Raw genomic sequence first — 22,661 nt, forward strand, 5'->3', positions numbered from 1 at the left:
AAGGCAGAATTTCTTACTTTTGTTCTACTTAATTTTATTCAAATGAGAAAACTACAAATGGTTGACTTGAAAAGTCAATATGAAAAAATAAAAGACGAAGTGAATGCTTCAATTCAAGAAGTTTTAGATACAAATACATATATAAACGGACCTTTAGTTCATCAGTTTCAGGCCGATTTAGAAAAATATTTAGGTGTTAAGCATGTAATTCCATGTGCTAATGGTACAGATGCTTTACAAATTGCCATGATGGGATTAGATTTAAAACCAGGTGATGAAGTAATTACTGCCGATTTTACTTTTGCAGCAACAGTTGAAGTTATTGCTTTATTGCAGTTAACTCCGGTTTTGGTAGATGTTGATATGAATAATATGAATATTTCACTTGAAGCAATTAAAAAAGCAATTACTCCAAAAACGAAAGCAATTGTTCCTGTACATTTATTTGGACGTGCAGCCAATATGGATGCTATAATGGAAATTGCAAAAGCTCATAATTTATATGTAATTGAAGATAATGCACAAGCCATTGGAGCAGATTATACTTCAAAAGACGGTTCAAAAACGAAGGTTGGAACTATTGGTCATGTAGGTGCGACTTCTTTCTTTCCGTCTAAAAACTTGGGTTGTTATGGAGATGGTGGAGCCATTTTTACGAATGATGATGAATTAGCTCATACTTTAAGAGGAATTGTAAATCACGGAATGTATGAAAGATATCATCATGATGTTGTTGGAGTAAATTCTCGTTTAGATAGCATTCAAGCTGGAGTTTTAAAAGCAAAATTATCGCGTTTAGATGAATATAATAAAGCGCGTCAAGATGCTGCTAGAAAATATTCAATAGCTTTAGGTGTAAACCCTAATATTGTTGCGCCAACAATTTGTGAAGCTTGCGATTGTCATGTTTTTCATCAATATGTAATTCGAATTACAAATGGAAAACGTGATGGTTTATTAGCTCATCTACAAAGTAAAGAAATTCCTTGTGCTATTTATTATCCAATTCCATTGCACAGTCAAAAAGCATACGCTGACACAAGATATAATGAAGCAGATTTTCCAGTAACAAATCAATTATGTAAAGAAGTTATTGCATTACCAATGCATACTGAATTAGATGATGAACAAATAAAATTTATTACAGATTCTGTTTTAGAATTTGTTTAATTCGATTTTTAGATTGTTTGAATAATTAAATTATCGAAAAATTAAAAACATGAAAATACTAGTAACAGGAGGATTAGGGTTTATAGGTTCGCATACCGTTGTAGAATTACAAAATGAAGGTTTTGAAGTAATCGCTATTGATAATTTATCCAATTCATCTGAAAATGTTTTAGATGGTATTTTCAATATTACTGGAAAAAAACCATTTTTTGAAAAGTTAGATTTACGTAAGAAATCTGCTGTCCAGGATTTTTTTTCAAGACATAACGATCTTGTTGGAGTGATTCATTTTGCGGCTTCAAAAGCTGTTGGTGAAAGTGTTGAAAATCCTTTGTTGTACTATGAGAATAACATTAATGCATTAGTTTATCTTTTACAAGAATTAACAAAGTTACCGCAAGCCCATTTTATTTTCAGTTCATCTTGTACAGTTTACGGTCAAGCCGAAAAAATGCCAATCACAGAAAATGCATCAATTCAACCGGCAATGTCTCCTTATGGAAATACTAAGCAAATAGGGGAAGAAATTATTACAGATGTAGCTAAAGTTACCAATGTTAATTCTATTTTGTTACGTTATTTTAATCCTATTGGAGCACATTCATCTGCTGAAATTGGCGAATTACCTATTGGAACTCCACAAAATCTAGTTCCATTTATAACACAAACTGCAATGGGATTAAGAAAGGAATTATCTGTTTTTGGAAATGATTATCCTACCTCAGATGGAACTGCAATTCGAGATTATATTCACGTAGTCGATTTAGCAAAAGCACATGTTGTGGCGCTAAAACGGTTGTTAAATAAAGAAAATAGTGAAAAGGTTGAAACTTTTAATCTTGGTACAGGAACGGGAAGTTCGGTTTTAGAAGTGATCAATACTTTTGAAAAAATATCCAATCAAAAATTAAACTATAAAATTGTGGGTAGAAGAGAAGGTGATATTACAGAAGCTTATGCCAATACTGATAAAGCCAATACTGTTTTAGGCTGGAATGCACAATCTTCTTTAGAAGAAGCTTTAGCAAGTGCTTGGAAATGGGAACAAAAGATTAGGAGATAATAAAAAATGCTTTCAAATTGAAAGCATTTTTTAATTTAATAGATTTTCAATAACCAATTTGGATCAGGACAATTTTTTGAATAAAAGTCCAATGTATTTAGACTACAAACTCCTGCATAGTCTCCTTTTTTACCTTCCATGTCAATAATGATTTGAAAGTGTAAGTGGGGTGCATAATCGCCGTTAATTGGTGGTAAACCAAGATTTCCTATTTGTTCTCCTTTTTTTACAATTTGTCCAATTTCTTTTTCAAACAAGCTCTCTTCACTTAAATGCCCATATAAAGTATGGAATGTAAATCCATCAATAATATGTTCCAAAATAATTACTGGTCCGTAATCTCCAAGTGCTGTATTGTTTTGAAAACTATGAATTTTTCCATCTAAAGCAGCATAAATTGGAGCAGCTTCATTGATCCATAAATCTAAACCTATATGAATGTTGCGCTCGTCAGAAATGTCATTTTTGAAAACAGTGCTTCGTTTGTATAAGTTTCTGGTTTCTTTATAACCACCATATGCAATTTTTGCATTATTGGAATCTAAATGACTTTGAATAAACTTTTCGTAATCTTGTGCGGTTTCTAGTGTATGCTTGCTTAATTCAGCATTATCTGAAGATAGATCTAAAGCAACATATTTAGAATAGTCAATTCCATTTGAGATAACTTTAGCACAATTGAGTTGATTTAAAAAGGCTTTAATATTTTCCATAAGAGGATTTTAAAATATAAAAAGCCTCATATTTTTATGTATGAGGCTTTTTGTAAATTGTAAAGATTAAGCCGAAAAAGTTTCTGCTTCTTTGTTAATTTTCCCAACTAATCCAACTAATACTTTTCCTGGTCCAACTTCTGTAAAACTAGTTGCTCCATCAGCAATCATTTGCTGAACAGATTGTGTCCATTTTACCGGAGCAGTTAATTGAATGATTAAATTTTTCTTGATTTCTTCAGCATCAGAGACCGCACTAGCTGTTACGTTTTGATAAACCGGACAAATAGGAGTAGAGAAAGTAGTTGCTTCAATAGCTGCTGCTAATTCTTCTCTTGCAGGTTCCATCATTGGTGAATGAAATGCTCCGCCAACAGGTAAAATTAAAGCTCTTTTTGCTCCAGCTTCTTTCATTTTTTCACAAGCTTCTTCAACTGCTTTATATTCTCCTGAAATTACTAATTGACCTGGACAGTTATAATTTGCTGCAACAACAACTCCATCAATAGAAGCACAAATATCTTCTACAATTTTGTCGTCTAAGTTTAAAACCGCTGCCATTGTTGAAGGTTTAATTTCACACGCTTTTTGCATTGCTAAAGCACGTTGAGAAACTAATTTTAATCCGTCTTCAAAAGATAAAGTACCATTTGCAACTAAAGCAGAAAATTCGCCTAATGAGTGACCTGCAACCATTTCTGGTTTAAAGTCGTCACCTAATGTTTTAGCTAAAATAACCGAATGTAAAAATACTGCAGGTTGTGTAACTTTAGTTTCTTTTAATTGTTCAGCAGTTCCTTCAAACATTATATCGGTAATGTTGAAGCCTAAAATTTTATTTGCTTTTTCAAACAATTCTTGTGCTAAAGGTGAATTTTCATATAAGTCTTTTCCCATTCCTGAGAATTGAGCGCCTTGACCTGGAAATATGTATGCTTTCATTTTGTTAGTTTAAAAGTTTATAAGGGAATAAGTTTGTGAGTTATACTCAAGACGTTGCAAAAATAGTACTTTTTATACTTTATTTAAAATTATAGTGCTGTTTTGAACTATTGATTATTGGAGTTTAAAAGTAATAGGTATTCCATACTTCACTTTTACTGCTTTTCCTTTTTGATACCCTGGAGTAAATTTTGGTAATAGCGACATTATTCTATATGCTTCTTTTTCTAATAATTCTCCACCTTTAGGACCTCTTGTTTTTATATCGTTGACATTGCCAAATTCATCAACAATAAATTGAATAGAAACTCTACCTTGTATATTTTTCTTTTGAGCCTCTTGAGGATAATTAAAGTTTATATTTATATGCTCATTCATTTTTTGATTAAAGCAATCAATAGCATCTTTTGCACCTTCACAACCTGGAAAAATAGGAACTATATCTATATCTGCTAAAAAATATTCGTTAACTTCATATTGAAAATGGTTTAGCCTTTTATTTTTTACATTAAATTTTCCAATAAACTCTATTTTATAAGGTGTTGTCTCGTTATTATGATTAATTGCAGGAGTAAACCTAGGTAACATTGCAATAATGAGTTTCATGTAATTGTTGAAACTGGTAATTGGAGTGTTTATTATTGTTGAATCATTTTCAATATATCCATATGCATCAATTATGTATGATATTTGAAACTCGATAGAATCATTTTCTTTTAGTTTCATTCTTTTTAAAAATAAACTATCTGTTTTTTTAGAGATGAATTCTAAAGTTTTAAAAACTATATCTTTCTTTTTAATCCCGGTAAAAGAAGATTGATCACTTCCTAAAAAAGTAGGAACTGACTTAGGATTAGAAAAATCTTGTGCAAAAATTGAGAAAGTAAATAGTAAGAAAATAATTGGAATGATAACTCTCATAAAGTAAATTTTGCACAAAAATAGTACTTTTATACTTTATTTAAAATTATAGTGCTGTTTTGAACTTTAGATTATTGAAATTTAAAAGTCATTGGTTGACTGTATCTTACTGAGATGGTTTTTCCTTTTTGATATCCGGGTGTGAATTTTGGTAATAAAGAGATTATCCTATAAGCTTCGTTCTCAAATTGTTTACCTCCTTTAGCTATTCGGGCTCTTGTTTTAATGTCGGTTACGTCTCCATTCTTGTCAATTAGAAATTGTGTTTCTACCCTTATTTCAGTAATACCCACTGGGGCTCCCACTGAGTAACTCAAATTTAGGTTTATATGATTCATCATTTTTTGATTAAAACAATCCGCTAGTTTATTATTTGGTAATCCCTCACATCCTGGAAATATAGGTACAACTTCAATTACAGCATATGGTAATTCATCTGGAATATCCCCATCATCATCAGATTTTTCAACTTCATATTGAAAAGGATTTAATTTATTATTTTTTATATTGAACCTCCCTGTAAATTCGATTTTATAAGATGTTGTTATTCCATTTTCTTCAACTGCAGGAGTGAATCTTGGTAGCGTGTTAATAATGAGTTTCATGTAATTGTTAAAACTAACTACAGGCGTATTTATTAATGTAGAATCTTTTTCAATTAATCCATATTTGTCTATAACATAAGATACTTCAAATTCAATAGAGTCATTTTCCTTTAATTTCATTCTTTTTAAGAATAAACTATCTGTTTTTCCTGAAATAAAGTCTAATGTTTTAAAAATAATTTCTATCTTTTTTTGAGTCTTATAAGAGGATGTGTTACCTCCAAAAAATGTTGGTACAGAATTATTTGTATCTTGAGCATAAATAGAACTAGTCAAGAATACAAGTATAAAAAATGCAGTAATTCTCATTTTATTTTTTTGCAAAAATAACGTTTTTATTATAATTCGATTGAATTTATAATTTCCAAGAATTGATTTTTTAATTCTTCGTTTGTGATTCCCTTTTCAGAATCAAAATTAGCGTTAAAACTAGGTAAAGAAAAACTTCCTTTTATAATTCCGCCTTGAAAAGGAAATCTTTTGGTCGCAATATCCAAAACAGAACTTCCGCCACGAGCGCCAGGTGATGTTGCTAATAAAAGCATTTCTTTTTCCTGAAAAGTTTTAGCATTTATTCTTGATGACCAGTCTAAGATGTTTTTAAAAGCAGAAGAATAAGCCCCATTGTGTTCTGCCAAAGAAATAATTAATAAATCAGCACTTCCAATTTTTGTATAAAAATCAGTTGCCAAAGTATGTATGCCGTTTTCTTTTTCTTTATCTACAGAAAAAATAGGCATTTCATAATCATTTAAATCTAAAATTTCGATTTCAACATTTTTAAATTGATGAGCAGCATATGTAGCTAGTTGTTTATTGATTGAGTTTCTACTTGATGAACCACCAAAGGCAATTATTTTTTTAGTCATTTTTTTGTATTTATTGATTCATAGGAATTTCCATTATTAAAAATTTAGCATTTGTATTGGCTTTAATTTCTATTTCTTTTGTTTCCCAAATACCAATTGCATCTCTTTTTTCTAAAATATCTCCGTTTACTTCTATATCTCCTTCAATATTCATAATATAAAAACCATTTCCTTCTTTTTTTATGGATAAACTTTTAGAAAAATTGGCGTCAAAATCACTTAAATAAAACCAAGCGTCTTGATGAATCCAAACACCTTCGTCGTTTTCGTTTGGAGATAAAATTTGAGCAAAATTATTTTTTTGTAATGATTTGTCTAAAGTTATTTGTTGGTAACGCGGTTCTACATTTCTTGTTTTTGGAAACAACCAAATTTGGAATAACTTCGTTTGTTGGTTATGATTTGGATTGAATTCACTATGTTGAATTCCTGTCCCAGCACTCATAACTTGCACATCGCCTGTTTTTATAGTTGCAGCATTTCCCATACTGTCTTTATGTGCTAAATCGCCTACTAATGGAATTGTAATAATCTCCATATTGTCATGAGGATGTGTTCCAAAACCCATTCCTGCAGCTATTGTATCATCATTTAAAACACGCAAAGCTCCAAACTGAACTCTTTCAGCATTGTACCAACTAGCAAAACTAAAACTATGATAAGCATTTAACCAACCGTGATTTGCATTTCCTCTTGTGTTTGCTTTATGTAAAACTGAATTTTTCATTGTATATAAATTTAGTAATTAATATGATACAAATTTACAATAAGAACAAAGCTGAAGCACTTAACCTAGATTAAGTAATTATTTTCTCAGCATTTTTGCCTTCATTTTACTAAAAAATTCTGGAGTTACTCCAATATAGGATGCAACTTGTTTTTGGGGTACTTTTTGAATTAACGTTGGGTATTTAGAACAAAACTTTTCAAAACGCTCTTCAGCCGATAAACTTAAGTTGTCCATTAAACGTTCTTGATTTGCAACTAATGAGTTTTCGGTTAAAATTCTAAAAAAGCGTTCTAGTTTTGGAATTTCTTGAAACAATTCTTCTTGATTTTCTTTAGAGAGTAAAACAACTTCAGCATCTTCATTTACTTCAACATAAAGATTACCTGGTTTTTGAGTTATTAAGCTGTACATATCCCCAATCCACCAACCTTCACAGGCAAATTGCAAAACATGCTCTACAATATTGTCGTTTATATTGAAACTTCTTAAAATGCCAGAATTTACAAAATAGGAATGTTTGCAAATATCTCCAGCATTTAATAAAACTGTTTTTGCTTTATAATGTTTGATTTCAATTTTAGATAAAATAGTTTCTTTTTCCCTATCAGAAAGAGAAACTATTTTATCTATATTTTGGAGAATTAATGCCATTTTAAATAGTTATAGATGTGGTTTTGGCTAGGAACCGTTAATATCTAATTCAGAAATTTTATTTTGAGTTAGATTTATTTTTAATTTGAAATAGCAATCTCCTCCATCATCAATATCGCAAAACTCTTCTTTCCAATTTAGTGCTGGTTTTTCACAAAAACAATTTATCATTACAATTTTGTCTCTATTCTTATTAACAGCGGCAAAGTATTGTCTGTGATATTGTTTTAAATCAATTTTAGCTCCTTCTTCGTTGTATTTTCGAATTGTATCTTTTAAAAGAGTTTCGCAAATTTCAACTTCATTAATGTTTAAATTTGAACTTTCTAAACCTTTAAATCCCCAATATTTTTCAGTTTTTAAAACGGCTATCAAAGAAGTGTCAGTAACTTTTCTACCAACCAAAGTGATCTCTATTTCTTGGGCGAAAAGGTTTGTATAGATTAGGATTGAAAGTATTATAAATTTTATTTTCATATTATAACTTTTCTTCTTTTAAAGGGAAAAGCTTGAATGTTTTTATTTTGAATTTATTATCAACGATTGTTCCTTCTATTTCAGCTTTTCTAATTGCTGAACAAAACCCGTCTTCTGCATGAGCGTCTCCATGATCATCAATAGTTGTTCCGTCAACAAAATATGATTTTCCTTCAATTCGAACAGCTAAATCACAACCTTGTCCAGTCATTTTAAATTTACATTGTCCACATGAAGCTTGTACAATTTGTTTCTTAACTTCAATTTCTTCTTGTGCTGAGATAGAAAGTGAAGTGATTATAAGTAATAAAGTGACTATTTTTTTCATTTTAAGTTGCTTTAAGGATTAACAGTTACTAAGGTAGCAGTTTTTTTTGCTCTTTTGGTAATTTCTTCAATTGAAGTTTCTAAAGAATCGTTGGTTAATACAACTCCCATTCTTCTATAAGGTCTTGAGGTTGGTTTTCCAAATAATCTAAAGTCGGTTTTAGGTAAACAAGCCACTTTTTCAACTCCTGTAAAAGTTGGGTTATTGGAATTATCAGAAGCTAAAATAACAGCACTTGCTCCATTTTTTTCTAAAGTGATTTCGAAAATAGGTAAACTTAAGATAGTACGTAAATGCAATTCAAATTCGTTGAAATTTTGTGTGTTGGCTAACGTTACCATTCCGGTATCGTGAGGCCTTGGAGATAATTCAGAAAAATAAACACCTTCATTAGTTAAGAAAAATTCAACACCAAAAAGTCCAGCTCCACCAAGTGCTTCGGTTACTTTTCTCGCCATATCTTGTGCTTCTTCTAAATCTTTATCAGAAACTCTTGCAGGTTGCCAACTTTCTTGATAATCACCACGTTCTTGTCGATGGCCAATTGGGGCACAAAAAAGCGTTGGGTTGTTGTTTTGCGTAACTGTTAATAAAGTGATTTCCGAATGAAAATTAACAAATGCTTCCACAATTACTTCTACAACATCGCCACGTGAACCTTCTACAGCATAATTCCACGCCTTTGCAATATCTTCTTGGACTTTTATAGTAGATTGTCCTTTTCCAGACGAACTCATTAAAGGCTTCACTACACATGGCATTCCAACAACTTCAACAGCTTTTTGTAATTCTTCAGCAGTTGTAGCATAACGATAGTTGGCTGTTCGTAAACCTAAATCTTTTGCCGCTAAATCACGAATTGCTTTTCTGTTCATAGTAAAATTTGCCGCTTTCGCAGAAGGAACTACAGTAATTCCTTGTTTCTCATAATCATAAAAACGTTCTGTACGAATTGCCTCAATTTCGGGAACAATAAAATCAGGTTTGTGCTTGGCTACAATTCGGTCTAATTCAGCACCATCTAACATGTTAATAACTTCGAAATCGTGTGCGACTTGCATTGCAGGAGCATTTTCATAACTGTCAACTGCAATTACAGTTTGACCGATGCGTTGTGCTGCAATTACAAATTCTTTTCCTAATTCACCAGATCCTAATAGTAGTATTTTTTTGTTCATTGTTGTTGTGTTTATTATAAAACAGATGCCTCTATAATAGTTATATAAAAAAAGCCCCAAGAAAACTTGAGGCGTTATTATTTTTAAGCTAATGCTTCTTTTATTCTTCGTAATGCCTCGACTAATAGTTCTTCGCTTGTAGCATAAGAGAATCGGATACAGTCTGGATTTCCAAATGCGTCACCTGTAACTGTTGCTACATTAGCTTGGGATAAAAGATACATTGAAAAATCAGTAGCATTTTCAATTTTGGTTCCGTTTAAGGTTTTTCCAAAAAATGATGAAACATCTGGGAAAACATAAAAAGCTCCTTCTGGAACATTGATTTTTAATCCTGGGATTTCTTGGATTAATCCAACAACTAAATCACGTCTTTTATGGAATGCTTCTACCATGTAATTTAATACTTTTGGATCGGCTTCAACAGCGGCAATGGTTGCTCTTTGTGCAATTGAATTTGCTCCACTAGTAACTTGACCTTGAATTTTTGTACATGCTTTTGCAATAAATTCTGGTGCACCAATATAACCAATTCTCCAACCTGTCATGGCAAATGCTTTTGCAACACCATTAACCGTAATTGTTTTTTCTAACATTCCTGGAATAGAAGCAATACTGCAAAATGTTCCAGAGAAGTTAATATGTTCGTAGATTTCATCTGAAACTACATATACGTTTGGATATTTCTCTAATACTTTAGCTAAAGCAGTTAATTCTTCTCTACTATAAACTGAACCACTTGGGTTACAAGGAGAACTGTACCAAATCATTTTCGTTTTTGGTGTAATTGCTTTTTCTAATTGTTCTGCTGTAATTTTAAAATCATTGTCAATTGAAGTAGGTACTTCAACAGGAATTCCTCCAGATAGTTTAATAATCTCAAAATAAGAAACCCAATATGGCGCTGGTAGAATAACTTCGTCACCTTCATTTAACATTACTTGTGCAATATTATATAAAGACTGTTTAGCTCCGGTAGAAACAACAATGTTTGATGGTTTATAATCTAAATCATTGTCTCTTTTAAATTTTTTACAAATTGCTTCTTTAAGTTCACCATAACCTTCAACAGGTGTGTAAGTACTGTAGTTTTCGTCAATTGCTTTCTTAGCAGCTTCTTTAACGAAGTCAGGAGTGTTAAAATCAGGTTCTCCTAAGCTTAAGCTTATAATATCTTTTCCTTGTGCTTTTAATTCTCTTGCTAAAGCAGCCATGGCTAAAGTTTGAGATGTAGATAAATTGTTAATTCTATCAGATAATGGATTCATTGTGTTGTTGTAGTTATGTATTTATGCTAATTGTGGTTCTTTTCCTAGGTCTTTTAAGTGTTTGAAATGGGCTATAACAGCACTTCTCATAGTTTTGTATTCATGATATGGTAAATTGCATTCTGATGCAGTTTGTTTAACAATTTCTGCAATTTTATCATAATGTACATGACTAATGTTAGGGAAAATATGATGCTCAATTTGGTGATTTAAACCTCCAGTATACCAATTTACTAACCAGTTTTTTGGAGCAAAATTAACTGTCGTAAATAATTGGTGAATTGCCCATGTGTTTTCGATTTCTCCAGTTTCAGTAGGTTCTGGGTTTGTTGTATCGTCGATAATGTGAGCTAATTGAAATACGACACTCAAAATTAGGCCTGCTACATAATGCATAACGAAAAATCCGATTAAAACTTTCCACCATACAACCCCAACAACCATTGGTACAACTAGCCATACTGAAAAATAAATTATTTTCGTGATAACTAATGTAGTCCAAAGAAACTTAGGGCTTTTTGTTTCTCCATAAGATAATTTTCTTTTCAAATATCCTGCCATTTGCTTAAAATCAGTTGTTAAGCACCAATTAAAAGTTAATAGGCCATATAAAAATATAGAATAATAGTGTTGAAATTTATGGAATTTTTCCCATTTTGCTTCTTTTGTAAATCGAATTACACGACCAGCATCAAGATCTTCATCATGACCAGGGATATTTGTATAAGTATGGTGAAGTACATTGTGTTGCACTTGCCAATTGTATACATTTCCAGCAAGAATATATATACTTCCTCCCATAAATTTGTTTACCCAGTTTTTAGTTGAATACGCGCCATGGTTTCCATCATGCATAACATTCATTCCAATTCCAGCCATTCCAATCCCAAGAACTATTGACAATAAAATAAATATACCAAAATGAATTTTAGGAGAAGCAATAATGATAAAGTAAGGTGCTGTAAAAAGTGTAAATAGTATTATAGTTTTTAAATATAATTTCCAGTTACCTGTTCTTTTAAGGTTATTGTCTTTAAAGTATTCGTTTACTCTTTTGTTTAAAGTTCTAAAAAACTTAGTATCGTCTTTTTTAGAAAAAATAGGTGCATTGGTATTCATAATCAAAATCTTTTATTTGGACTCAAAGGTAACAATATTCTTTTTTAGCTTTACTAAAATTTTCAAATAAAATGTTAATCTAAATAAGTACTTTTGTTAAAAATTATAATTAATGGAGCTTTTATTAAGTTATTTCCCTCATTTAAGTGATGTGCAAATAAAACAATTTCAAGATTTACAAAATTTATATGAAGATTGGAATTCAAAAATCAATGTAATTTCTAGAAAAGATATAGATGAATTGTATACAAGGCATGTATTACATTCTTTAGGAATAGTAAAAGTTTTAGAATTTAAGCCCGGTTCTAGAATTATGGATGTGGGAACAGGTGGTGGTTTTCCTGGAATTCCATTGGCTATTATGCATCCTGAGGTTGATTTTTATTTAATTGATGTAATTGCAAAAAAAATAAAAGTGGTAAATGAGGTGGCTACTGCATTAGGATTAAAAAATGTAAAAGCTGAACAAAAACGTGCAGAGTTAGTAAAAGAAAATTTTGACTTTATTGTAAGTAGAGCTGTAACCAATATGCCTGATTTTGTGGAATGGGTTTCTGATAGAGTAAAGAAAGAATCAAAACACGAACTAAAAAATGGAATTTTGTATTTAAAAGGCGGCGATTTAACAGAAGAGCTTGCTTCTTTTCCAAATGCTACTCAATATGATCTTTCTGACTTTTTTAAGGAAGAATTTTTCGAAACAAAAAAAGTGGTGCATTTACCACTTAAATTTAAGAAATAAAAAAAGCCCTTTCAGTTCGAAAGGGCTTTTTTTGTTAGAAGATTACCTTCTTTTTGACTGTTTTTCCATTTATGTCTTCAATTTGAAGTAATAAAACAGTGTTTGTTTTTTTAAGGCTTTTTATTTGTTGTTCTTGATTGTTAATATTGTTTTGAGTTATTAATAACCTTCCTAATGTGTCAAACACTTTAATTGATTTGATATTTGTGTTTGAACTGTTTACATTAAGAATATTGTTATTCTCAAACACAAGAACTGAATTGTCATTGAATATGTTTTCTGAATTTGATAAAAGACTATTTTTATATACAATCTCAAATCTATTATTGAATTCGCCAATTGCTGAAGTAAACGTATAATTGCCTTCGTTTAAATTTTGAACAACTCCGTTGCTCTTATCTTTCAAGAAGATGTTTTGATTTTGTTCGAATAAACCGTCAAAGTCACCTAAACTAATTATAAAAGTTCCTGAATTTTCTGTTTTAAAACCTAATGGAACAATATCTTCATCAGTAAAAGGTAATCCTTTTGCTTGAATAACGTAACTTTCATCGTTTAATAAACTATAAATTGAGCTAGAACCATTGTTTAATAGTTTACCATCATAGCCTAAATCAAAATCATTTGTTGCATTTTGAGTATATCCAATTAAAATTTGGTTGTGAGACTGATTTTGCTCAGATAAATTAAGCCAGAACCTATGTTTCTCTTCGTTGTTAAGACTAACAGTTGAAGCATTTCTATTTACAAATAAATTATTACTTGTTTTATTTCTCATACTATTTGTAAAGTACATTGGTCCGGTTGCTAAAGAATTGATGTAAAAACCTTGGCCTGTTTGTACATATGTGTCAGGAATTAATGAACCATTTACCGCTGCAGTTCCACCAGTAAGGTTTCGAGTTGCAAAATTATTTAAAGTGTAAACTCCACCCGATGGAGCATTAGTATTTGTCCAAAAATATAATGTACCATCAATAGTATTAGTATTTCCAACAATAAACTCTTGAATGTTTAAAGGAGAAGGATAAGGATTTCCAATTAAATTGAAACCTAAACCTGTTCCTCCATTAATAATGTTAATATTTGTTCTTCCATTATAAGGTGTTCCTGTAAATTTCCCATTCCAACTAGTTGTTGTTGATGGCATTGTGTTTTCAGCTCGAATTAAATACCCGTTACCTGCAGAAAAACTATTTGTAGAAGGATCTATACTTGAATATGCTGTTGGTGTTGTTGTTCCGGTAGGAATATATTGGTAAAACCTATTGCTTAAGGTTGCTGGAGAAAACGATAATAAGTTTTGATTAGCAACTGGTGAAGACCAACCAACATAATCTTGTCTTTTTAATGATATTGTTTTGTTTACTTCAACATTACCAGTATTTTCTAATTCTTCAATTTGATAAATATTTGCATTGTTAGCCATTGCTAATTTAGCTCCACTTGCTACTGTAATTCCACCTCTAACAGTTAAGTTGTGTCCAGATTGAAAATTAACTACAGCTGTTCCTGTTACAGAGATTGAGCATGCTTCAATATCTGAAGAAGATGTATAATTTCCAGAAAATGCAACTTGCTTATCTTTCGCTGGTAAGCCATTACTCCAAGTTGTTCCATTCCATGTAGTAATAGAAGGGCATTTTAATTGTGGGTTTGTTATTTCGTCAAATGCAAATATAACGTTGTTTGGAGTTAATGTAACATGAAATTCGTTTGCTGTTGGAATATAATATGCGTCAAAAGCCGTTGTTGTACTGGTTGTTATGTTTGAATACCAATCATTTGTTGATGTGATTCCTAAAGAGCTTTGAGCAGGAATAAAGTCAAACTGTTTTATAGTCATTGCATTAAGAAAACGAGTTAATGTTGGGTTTGATCCAGCTGATGCTGCCAATGCCTCAATGTCAAATTTTCCTCCTGGTGCAGAGTCTAATCCTGCAGTATAACTAAATGACCTTGCATTTGTTTGTCCGGTACCTATTGTTAACCAAAATAACGTCCAAGCTTGTTTTCGAACTCTACTCACTCTTATGTTTCCATTAGCTGCTGGTGTAAAATTTAAATCTAAAAGAGCTCTTGTAAATCCAGAGCTATCAGGAACGTCTAATCCGTTCAAAACAGTCATTCCAGGGGTTCCTGTCATAGTTCCATTCCCTGCTCCATTAGAAATAGCAATTTTTCTACAATTTTGAGGAAATCCTATAGTGTTTAATTCATTTTGAAATATATTTCTATATGTTGGGTGTCCTGTTGGCAATAATGAAGCGGACGCTGTGTTAAAGTCAGTTAAACTACCGCTTTGTAAATGTCCTTCAAAATGATCAATAAGCATTTGTCTTGCAGCAGGGCTTTTTAGCATTGAGTCTACAATCGCTCTTACTGTTAGGTCTGATATATCGCCGTCATAAGCTAAATAATTAAACATATGTTGCATTCCAATAGGCACATTTGCTCCTAAATGAGGAGAGTCAAATGAAAGCCATAATCTTGTTTTGTGGTCCATGCCATTCATCTCCATGTAACGCAAGGCCATTCTCGAGATTAATCCTCCCATACTTGGGCCAATAATGACTAACTCTTGGTCTCCAACCTTATTGGCATTTATATAATTGATTAATTCAATCAAGACTCTAGCATTTCTTTGTATGTAGTCTACACCTCCATCAATATTAGTAATTCCATCTGGTCTGGTATATAGGGGAAAATTTAATACTACAACGTCGTAACCTTCGTTTCTGACTGATTCTCCCAAATTTTGAACAGGAGATCCATAATTTAAAAGCGAATAAATACTTGGAACATCTCTACCGTCAGCTGGGTCAAAACCATCTAAAATTATAATTGGTTTATCTAATAATCCTGCTTCATGATCATAATAAATTTGAAATTCACCAACGCCAGCATGTGCCGAAGTTTCATCAACTCCTTGATAGGTTATAGTTGAAGTGATACTTGTTAGTGGAGAGACTGTAGATGGTGATCTATGAGAAATATTTGTGTTTCTATCTAATGGTATTGCTTTTTCTTGAATAGTAATCGTGTTACTATGTCTAAATACCTCTCCATTAGAAAGTGTAATTTTAAAATCAATTGTTTTTTTTCCAATTGAATTATAATTTATTTCAATTCCTTTGTTCTCAATTATTTTTTTCCAACCTTCTCCATTATTAAAGTTGATTTCTATTTTTGAAATCCTTTTCTGTGTAGAATTGAAAATGAAATCGCTGTTTAATATAAAAGTAACATTAGTCCCTTTGAACTTATTAATTAAAGGTGAAGCAATTCCTATTGAATACTTGTCAAAATAATCAATTGAAGTATCTGTAATCTCATACTGATTGTTTGAATTAAGATGAAGTTGATTGTTTGTTTTTATCTCTGGTTTAATTGACTCGAATTCGCTAATTAATAGAGATAATGGAACGTATTTTTTTGCAATACCACGTTGTGATTCTTTTTCTAAAACCTCTAATTTAGGGAGACGCTTTAAATAATCAGCTCTTTGCATTTCATAATACACTTGCATGTAGTATAAATTCTCTATGCCTTCTTTTTTAATATTTGTTGCTTCAGAAACTGGCGCAACCTGATTGTATAATATTTTAGTTTCTGTGTAGTTTTTTAATAACTCAAACATATTCTCTGGGTTAGAGTTTTTTTGAGCGTACGCAAAACTTACAATAAAAATGGTTAATAGTGTTGTAATTTTTTTCATAAATAGTCTAAATTTTACAATTTTATATGCGTGCATAATAAAATTCTTTAACAATTTATAAAATTTTTATGATTTTTTTATTCTTTTCGAAAAAAAACGTTAAAATGTTGAGAATTGTCGATAACAGTCAAAAAAAAAGCTTGTCATTTCTGACAAGCTTTAGTTCTTTTTTTTAAGAATTATCCTAAGAAAGGGTAACTATAATGTTCAGGTGTTACAAAAGTTTCTTTGATGGTTCTTGGAGAAACCCATCTTAAAAGATTTAAGATTGAACCCGCTTTGTCATTTGTTCCTGATGAACGAGCTCCACCGAATGGTTGGCATCCTACTACAGCTCCTGTTGGCTTATCATTTATGTAAAAATTACCTGCACAATTCTGTAGAGCTATAGTAGCTTCTTCAATTGCATATCTACATCCACTAAAAACAGCTCCAGTTAAGGCGTACTCAGAAGTTTCATCTACTAATTTTAATGTGTCAGCCCATTTAGTATCTTCATAAATATATAGAGTAACAACTGGTCCGAATAATTCAGTTTCAATTGTTTTGTATTTTGGGTTTGTAGTTACGATAACGGTTGGTTCAATAAAATAACCTTTAGATTTATCGTAGTTTCCACCTACAATAATTTCAGCATCACTATCTTTCTTAGCTTGGTCAATATAACTAGCTAATTTGTCAAATGAACCTTCATGAATTACTGCAGTAATAAAGTTCTTCATGTCTGCAGGAGATCCCATTTTCATCGATTTTACATCTGCAATTAATTGCTCTTTTGCTGCTGGCCACATACTTTGTGGGATATAAACCCTTGAAGCAGCACTGCATTTTTGTCCTTGAAATTCAAAAGCTCCTCTTGTAATTCCGGTAACAACTTGTTTTACGTTTGCAGAAGGGTGTGCAACAATAAAGTCTTTTCCTCCTGTTTCACCTACAATTCTTGGGTATGTTTTATAATTATGAATATTTCCTCCAATTTTTGCCCATAAATCTTTAAATACATGTGTTGAACCTGTGAAATGTAATCCAGCGAAATCTGGACTAGCTAAAACGGTTTCAGTTACCATAACAGGGTCACCGTAAATTACATTAATAACACCGTCTGGTACTCCAGCTTCTTTAAAAATATCAATAATAACTTTCGCAGAAAATATTTGACTATCACTAGGTTTCCAAACAACAACATTTCCCATCATAGCTGCACTAGCTGGTAAATTTGCTGCAATAGCTGTAAAGTTAAATGGAGTAATAGCGTAAACGAATCCTTCTAGAGGTCTGTGTTCAACTCTATTCCAAGTCGTAGAATCGGAACCAGGTTGTTCTTTGTAAATTTGAGTCATGTACTCTACGTTAAAACGTAAAAAGTCAATCAATTCACATGATGCGTCAATTTCAGCTTGATGAATAGTTTTAGATTGTGCAATCATTGTTGCAGCATTAATTTTCGCACGGTAAGGTCCTGCAATTAATTCAGCAGCTTTTAAAAATATTGCAGCTCTACTTTCCCAAGACATGGCTGCCCATTTAGTTCTAGATTCCAAGGCATTGCTAATTGCTTTCTCTACGTGAGATTTTTCAGCTAAATGATATGTTCCAACAATGTGTTGGTGATCATGAGGAGCTGACATTGTTCTAGTATTTCCAGTTCTTATTTCTTCAGAACCAATATATAAAGGAACATCAATTTTTGCATTCCACATTTCATCATATGCAGCTAATACTCTTTCTCTTTCAGGAGATCCAGGAGCATATGATTTTACTGGTTCGTTTACTGCTTTTGGGACATTAAAAAATCCTTTTGACATAATATTATTATTTTTAGTATTATTAAATTTTTGGTAAGCAAATTTAATAAAAAATAATCAATTTTTTGTAACAAGGATTGCTGACTTTTAAGTCATAGAGAATTAGTTTAATGCAAAAGGTGCACTAAATCGGAAAGTTGGTATAATTACTTTAAAGCTTTTTGTTGAGGTAAAGTTTACCATGTTGTAATAACCATTCATAGCTCCAATAGGAGAAGCTAGTAAACAACCAGAAGAATATGTGTGAGATTCTCCAGGTTTAATAACTGGTTTTTTACCAACAACACCTTCACCGTCTACAATTTCTTTGTTGTTTAAAGCATCGTATATTTCCCAATGTCTTGAATTAAGTTGAACCGAGTCCTTACTTTGATTGTCAATTGTAATTTGGTAACTAAAGGCAAAATGAATCTTATAGTTTTTGAAGTAAGTTCCTTCAAAACTAGTTAAAACTGAAATTTTTATACCTTTTGTTATTTGTGTTACCATTAATTAAAAGAATAATAGTGCAACTGAAATTACAAGAAAGGATGTAATTAATATAGCTGGCAAAAATAATAAATTCAAAAGTACAAATTTAAAAATGGTTTTCCAACGACTAGTTTCATAAAAATATCTTAAAGATTTATATAAGTAGATTGGAAAAATTAAGATAAAGCATATTGATTTTAAAATGATTGACAAGTCTTCGTTTAAATATTTTACTAGTTCCAATAATAGCAGTGATATGAAAATAAAAGTATAAAAAGTATAAGTAAAAACTAGAACTTCTGCATAGGTATATTTTTTATTATAAAAAACAAGCCAAAATATAATAGTTAGTAAGGGTAGTGCTAAGAATATTAAAAAAGGAAGTTTAGAAACAAAATAGTTTGTGATTTCATTCTCAATATCATTGGATTTAAAATTTTGAGCTTTGTTATAAATAAATTGATTTAGCCTCGTGTCTTCATAACCTAAATTTATTAAAGCATTTGGAGTTTTAATTTTTTCATGTTTGTTATGGTAATTCCTAAACGATGTAACTCTATAGTAAGTTGTTCCTAATAGATTTTTTTCTAAGTCAGATCTGGTATAAATAGAATCAGCATGAAATTCTTGATTTAAACCTAATTGATCCATTACAGATATTTTTGATTCTTCTCCAGCTATATTTATACTAATACTATCTTTTTCTTTTAATTCTTTGTTCAAATTATTCACTTCGTTTATTGGTTCATTGTTTTTGTTGAAATCGAAAGTGTTGTTGAAGTTGTAGGAAATAAATAATATCAAAGAAACGCTTAAGAATAACCTAAATGGATTGGCAAATGTTTGTCTTTTTCCATCTACAATTTGTTTTGCAACATACCCAGGTTTGCTAAATAGAAATAATAAAGTATTTCTTATTTTAGAATCATACGCATAAAAGTTTGAAAAAAACTCTTCCAAAAAATCGAATATAGTTAATTTTTTGGTCGAGTTTAATTGACCGCAAAAATGACAATATTTCTCACTTATGTCTAAAGATGTATTGCAATTTAGACATTTGTCGCTTCTATAAGAAATGCTTTTTCTTTTGGTCATCTTAGTTTCTAATTGTTTCGCTATTTGATTTAGTGATTCCTATTACTTGGTCTGTTCTATCATTATTTCCTCTATAATATATTATTGCAACATAGTTGTTTTCGGTTAGATAATAGTTTCCATCAATTGCGTTTTCAAAATCAATAATTTTTTTAGTGTCTGCAACTATATATTGGTAGTTGATATATCCTTGTTTTAATAAAATTGCTTTTTCGAAAAGTCCTTTTTCGGCATTGTATATTAATTTATTCTCATCATTTAAATTGTAATTATTAAACATGCCATTAATATAAATGTCTTTATCTAAGAAATAATTTGGGGCTTCAAGTGTAAAATAAACCCATGCGTAATCGGCTTCTGTTTGTGGGAGTTGAGAATTGATATTTACACTGTAAAAATTTCCGTTAAAATCTGGAAAATAAGTGTATTGTTTGTTTTTTCTAGCGTAATTGATGTACAGGTGAGAGTTGTAAATATCACCTGCAGTAACCATAGCAACGGAATTGTTGTTGTTTCGAATGTTAGAATTGTCTAAGGTGTAAAATTCATTTCCTGCCCAAAATTGAGTCTCTTGATTGTACCTGTATATTAATTCAGTTCCTAGCGTATATTGAGGTTTAACATTATGAATCGCAGTGTTCCAATTACCGTTTTGAAAAAAAGAAACTTTTACATTTTTAATTGGATTTTGAAGAATTCTTTCGCCATAATTTATTGTTAATTCTAAATTTTGTTTTTCGTTCAGCGATTCAAAATCACGTGCTCTTTTTACTAATAAGCTTGCGCTGACAATATCTTCATAAATGATTATTTTTTTTGAGAAAACAATTTCTTGTTCGTCATTAAATATTTTGATAATATAATTTCCGCTTTTTGTAATCCTGTTAAATTTATTTGGGAATGATTGTGTGTAATGTGAATATTGTTGTAAGGTGTTGAATGAGTTTTCATAATTCATAATTCTTTGATTATCTAATCCTGTTAGATATTCTTGTTTTACTAAAGAGCTTTCTGTCCAATCATAATTATAAAGCGTTATAGTGTAATAATAATCCGCTTCATTGCCATATAAATCATCAAATTCCAAAGCAAAACTTTCTCCTAGCTTAACAAAAGGTGTAATATTGTTGCTGTTTTGTGTAAACGCAACGGTTTTAATGTTAAATGGAGGTTGAATTTCGTTTTCAACTTGCGAATAACAAACTAAATTTAAAGCTATTGATAATAAAGTAATTAGAATTTTGCGCATGTAATCATTGTTAATGAATGTAAAAATAAGAATTCTCTAAATGTTAATACAAATTTTATGCTGTAATTCTATTTTTAATTCAGTTTAGAATTATTATAAATAACAAAAATGAGTGGCTATATTTTTGGTATCGTGTTACCTAATTATTTAAATTTGCACGTTTTATAAAATAGTACTAACCATATCTTCAATACACATGTCAAAAGACATTCGAATAAAAAAAGGTTTAGACCTTAAGTTGCAAGGTGAGGCAGAAAATTCAAAATCTGACGCTAACCGATCGAAAGTCTATGCTATTAAACCTTCTGATTTTCATGGAGTTACTCCTAAAATGACAGTAAAAGAGGGTGCGATTGTAAAAGCTGGAGAAGTAATTTTCTACTCAAAAATTGATGAGTCAGTAAAATTTGTTTCTCCTGTAAGTGGAACTATTCAAGAAATCAAAAGAGGTGAAAAAAGAGTTATTTTAGAAATTCTTATCGCTGCTGATTTTCAAGATAACCATGTAGAGCATAGCAAGAAAAATCCTAAAGATTTATCATCAGAAGAAGTAAAAGCGCACTTGTTGGCTTCTGGTTGTTGGCCATTTGTTAAACAACGTCCTTACGATGTTGTAGCAAATTCAGCTGATGTTCCAAAAGCTATTTTTGTTTCTGGTATTAACTCTGCTCCATTGGCAGCGGATTTAAATTTCACCATGAATGGAAAACAAGATGCTTTGGCTGCTGGTTTTACAGCTTTGACAAAATTGACTTCTGGTCAAGTTCATGTAACTGTTTCTCCATCGGCAGATTTTATGCCAAATGTTGACGGAGTTTCTGTTCATAAAGGTCAAGGTGTTCATCCAATTGGATTAGTTTCAACTCAAATTGCAAAAATCGACCCAATTAACAAAGGGGAAAAAGTTTGGACTATCCAAATGGAAGATGTTGCAATTATTGGAGAGTTGTTCTTAACAGGAAAATTAAACTTACAAAGAACAGTTGCTTTAGCAGGAACTGGTTTTAATAAACCTTCTTATGTAAATGTTACAATTGGTGCTCAAATGGCTGATGTTGTTGCAGGTAACTTAAAAGATGGTAATTATAGAATTATTAGTGGTGATGTTTTAACTGGAGATAAAAAATCAAAAGATGGTTTCTTAGGTTTTTATTCAAATACTGTTACTTCAATTCCTGAAGGAGATGATTATGATTTCTTTGGTTGGAATATTCCTAGACCTAATAAATTTAGTGTTTATAGAGCGAATATGTTTTCGTTTTTAACTCCAAATAAAAAATACGATTTAAATACAAATACTAATGGTGAGCATAGAGCTTTTGTTCTTACTGGCGATTATGAAAAAGTATTCCCACTAGATATTTATCCTATTCAATTATTAAAAGCAATTTTAGTAAAAGATATTGATCAAATGGAAGCTTTGGGTATTTATGAAGTTGCACCAGAAGATTTTGCACTTACAGAATATATTTGCGTTTCTAAACAAGAGCACCAAGCAATTGTTAGACACGGATTAGATATAATGATAAAAGAAGTAGGTTAATCTT

21 protein-coding genes are annotated in these 22,661 nt (G+C 30.9%); 4 read left to right on the plus strand and 17 right to left on the minus strand.

Annotation, left to right across the window (positions count from 1 at the left end):
- Window positions 1-42: 42 nt before the first annotated feature.
- A complete protein-coding gene (locus ACQ65T_RS05360; protein WP_430400065.1) occupies window positions 43-1,170 on the plus strand; it encodes a DegT/DnrJ/EryC1/StrS family aminotransferase in 1,128 nt (375 codons plus the stop codon).
- A 49-nt stretch (window positions 1,171-1,219) separates the two neighbouring features.
- Entirely contained in the window at window positions 1,220-2,233 is a 1,014-nt protein-coding gene (galE, locus tag ACQ65T_RS05365) for a UDP-glucose 4-epimerase GalE (RefSeq protein WP_430400066.1), read from the plus strand.
- Window positions 2,234-2,268: 35 nt separating this feature from the next.
- Here galE and ACQ65T_RS05370 read toward each other — a convergent pair whose 3' ends face one another.
- From ACQ65T_RS05370 to ACQ65T_RS05425, 12 genes are all read right to left on the minus strand, one after another.
- A complete protein-coding gene (locus tag ACQ65T_RS05370; RefSeq protein WP_430400067.1) occupies window positions 2,269-2,946 on the minus strand; it encodes a peptidoglycan DD-metalloendopeptidase family protein in 678 nt (225 codons plus the stop codon).
- A 66-nt stretch (window positions 2,947-3,012) separates the two neighbouring features.
- On the minus strand, window positions 3,013-3,888 hold the full coding sequence (gene fabD / locus ACQ65T_RS05375; protein WP_430400068.1) for an ACP S-malonyltransferase: 876 nt from the start codon (window positions 3,886-3,888) through the stop codon (window positions 3,013-3,015).
- Window positions 3,889-4,002: 114 nt separating this feature from the next.
- Complete coding sequence (locus tag ACQ65T_RS05380; protein ID WP_430400069.1) at window positions 4,003-4,809, minus strand: energy transducer TonB; 807 nt, start codon at window positions 4,807-4,809, stop codon at window positions 4,003-4,005.
- A 71-nt stretch (window positions 4,810-4,880) separates the two neighbouring features.
- Window positions 4,881-5,723, minus strand: a complete 843-nt coding sequence (locus ACQ65T_RS05385) for an energy transducer TonB (RefSeq protein WP_430400070.1) — start codon at window positions 5,721-5,723, stop codon at window positions 4,881-4,883.
- A gap of 29 nt (window positions 5,724-5,752) precedes the next feature.
- Window positions 5,753-6,283, minus strand: coding sequence for an NADPH-dependent FMN reductase (locus ACQ65T_RS05390; RefSeq protein ID WP_430400071.1), 531 nt, complete (start codon window positions 6,281-6,283; stop codon window positions 5,753-5,755).
- Between the two features lie 10 nt (window positions 6,284-6,293).
- Window positions 6,294-7,010 carry a pirin family protein gene (locus ACQ65T_RS05395; protein WP_430400072.1) on the minus strand — a complete coding sequence of 239 codons (717 nt, stop codon included), beginning with the start codon at window positions 7,008-7,010 and terminating at the stop codon, window positions 6,294-6,296.
- Between the two features lie 78 nt (window positions 7,011-7,088).
- Window positions 7,089-7,664, minus strand: coding sequence for a Crp/Fnr family transcriptional regulator (locus tag ACQ65T_RS05400; RefSeq protein WP_430400073.1), 576 nt, complete (start codon window positions 7,662-7,664; stop codon window positions 7,089-7,091).
- 27 nt (window positions 7,665-7,691) lie between these two features.
- The gene (locus tag ACQ65T_RS05405; RefSeq protein ID WP_430400074.1) at window positions 7,692-8,141 is read right to left on the minus strand and encodes a hypothetical protein; all 450 of its coding nucleotides are present in this window, start codon (window positions 8,139-8,141) and stop codon (window positions 7,692-7,694) included.
- A 1-nt stretch (window position 8,142) separates the two neighbouring features.
- Window positions 8,143-8,469 (minus strand): DUF6370 family protein, encoded by a 327-nt coding sequence (locus ACQ65T_RS05410; protein ID WP_430400075.1) that lies wholly within the window; start codon window positions 8,467-8,469, stop codon window positions 8,143-8,145.
- A gap of 11 nt (window positions 8,470-8,480) precedes the next feature.
- Window positions 8,481-9,647 carry a formate-dependent phosphoribosylglycinamide formyltransferase gene (gene purT / locus ACQ65T_RS05415; RefSeq protein WP_430400076.1) on the minus strand — a complete coding sequence of 389 codons (1,167 nt, stop codon included), beginning with the start codon at window positions 9,645-9,647 and terminating at the stop codon, window positions 8,481-8,483.
- 83 nt (window positions 9,648-9,730) lie between these two features.
- The gene (locus ACQ65T_RS05420; RefSeq protein WP_430400077.1) at window positions 9,731-10,915 is read right to left on the minus strand and encodes a pyridoxal phosphate-dependent aminotransferase; all 1,185 of its coding nucleotides are present in this window, start codon (window positions 10,913-10,915) and stop codon (window positions 9,731-9,733) included.
- A 21-nt stretch (window positions 10,916-10,936) separates the two neighbouring features.
- A complete protein-coding gene (locus tag ACQ65T_RS05425; RefSeq protein ID WP_430400078.1) occupies window positions 10,937-12,034 on the minus strand; it encodes a fatty acid desaturase family protein in 1,098 nt (365 codons plus the stop codon).
- A 112-nt stretch (window positions 12,035-12,146) separates the two neighbouring features.
- On the opposite strand from ACQ65T_RS05425, the gene rsmG reads away from it, so the two are divergent.
- Complete coding sequence (gene rsmG, locus ACQ65T_RS05430) at window positions 12,147-12,776, plus strand: 16S rRNA (guanine(527)-N(7))-methyltransferase RsmG (RefSeq protein WP_430400079.1); 630 nt, start codon at window positions 12,147-12,149, stop codon at window positions 12,774-12,776.
- A gap of 34 nt (window positions 12,777-12,810) precedes the next feature.
- Here the strand turns inward: rsmG and ACQ65T_RS05435 are convergent, their stop codons facing one another.
- The 5 genes from ACQ65T_RS05435 to ACQ65T_RS05455 all read right to left on the minus strand — a co-directional run bounded on the left by ACQ65T_RS05435 (window position 12,811) and on the right by ACQ65T_RS05455 (window position 21,114).
- Window positions 12,811-16,494 carry a hypothetical protein gene (locus ACQ65T_RS05435; RefSeq protein ID WP_430400080.1) on the minus strand — a complete coding sequence of 1,228 codons (3,684 nt, stop codon included), beginning with the start codon at window positions 16,492-16,494 and terminating at the stop codon, window positions 12,811-12,813.
- Between the two features lie 179 nt (window positions 16,495-16,673).
- Complete coding sequence (gene pruA / locus ACQ65T_RS05440) at window positions 16,674-18,299, minus strand: L-glutamate gamma-semialdehyde dehydrogenase (RefSeq protein ID WP_430400081.1); 1,626 nt, start codon at window positions 18,297-18,299, stop codon at window positions 16,674-16,676.
- A gap of 102 nt (window positions 18,300-18,401) precedes the next feature.
- The gene (gene apaG, locus ACQ65T_RS05445; protein WP_430400082.1) at window positions 18,402-18,788 is read right to left on the minus strand and encodes a Co2+/Mg2+ efflux protein ApaG; all 387 of its coding nucleotides are present in this window, start codon (window positions 18,786-18,788) and stop codon (window positions 18,402-18,404) included.
- Between the two features lie 3 nt (window positions 18,789-18,791).
- Window positions 18,792-19,865 carry a DUF3667 domain-containing protein gene (locus tag ACQ65T_RS05450; protein ID WP_430400083.1) on the minus strand — a complete coding sequence of 358 codons (1,074 nt, stop codon included), beginning with the start codon at window positions 19,863-19,865 and terminating at the stop codon, window positions 18,792-18,794.
- A 1-nt stretch (window position 19,866) separates the two neighbouring features.
- Window positions 19,867-21,114, minus strand: coding sequence for a DUF5103 domain-containing protein (locus ACQ65T_RS05455; protein ID WP_430400084.1), 1,248 nt, complete (start codon window positions 21,112-21,114; stop codon window positions 19,867-19,869).
- Between the two features lie 196 nt (window positions 21,115-21,310).
- Between ACQ65T_RS05455 and ACQ65T_RS05460 the strand changes: the two genes are divergently transcribed.
- Window positions 21,311-22,657, plus strand: a complete 1,347-nt coding sequence (locus ACQ65T_RS05460; protein ID WP_430400085.1) for a Na(+)-translocating NADH-quinone reductase subunit A — start codon at window positions 21,311-21,313, stop codon at window positions 22,655-22,657.
- Window positions 22,658-22,661 lie beyond the last annotated feature (4 nt).

The organism is Flavobacterium sp., from assembly GCF_965284515.1.
Taxonomy (GTDB): Bacteria; Bacteroidota; Bacteroidia; order Flavobacteriales; family Flavobacteriaceae; genus Flavobacterium.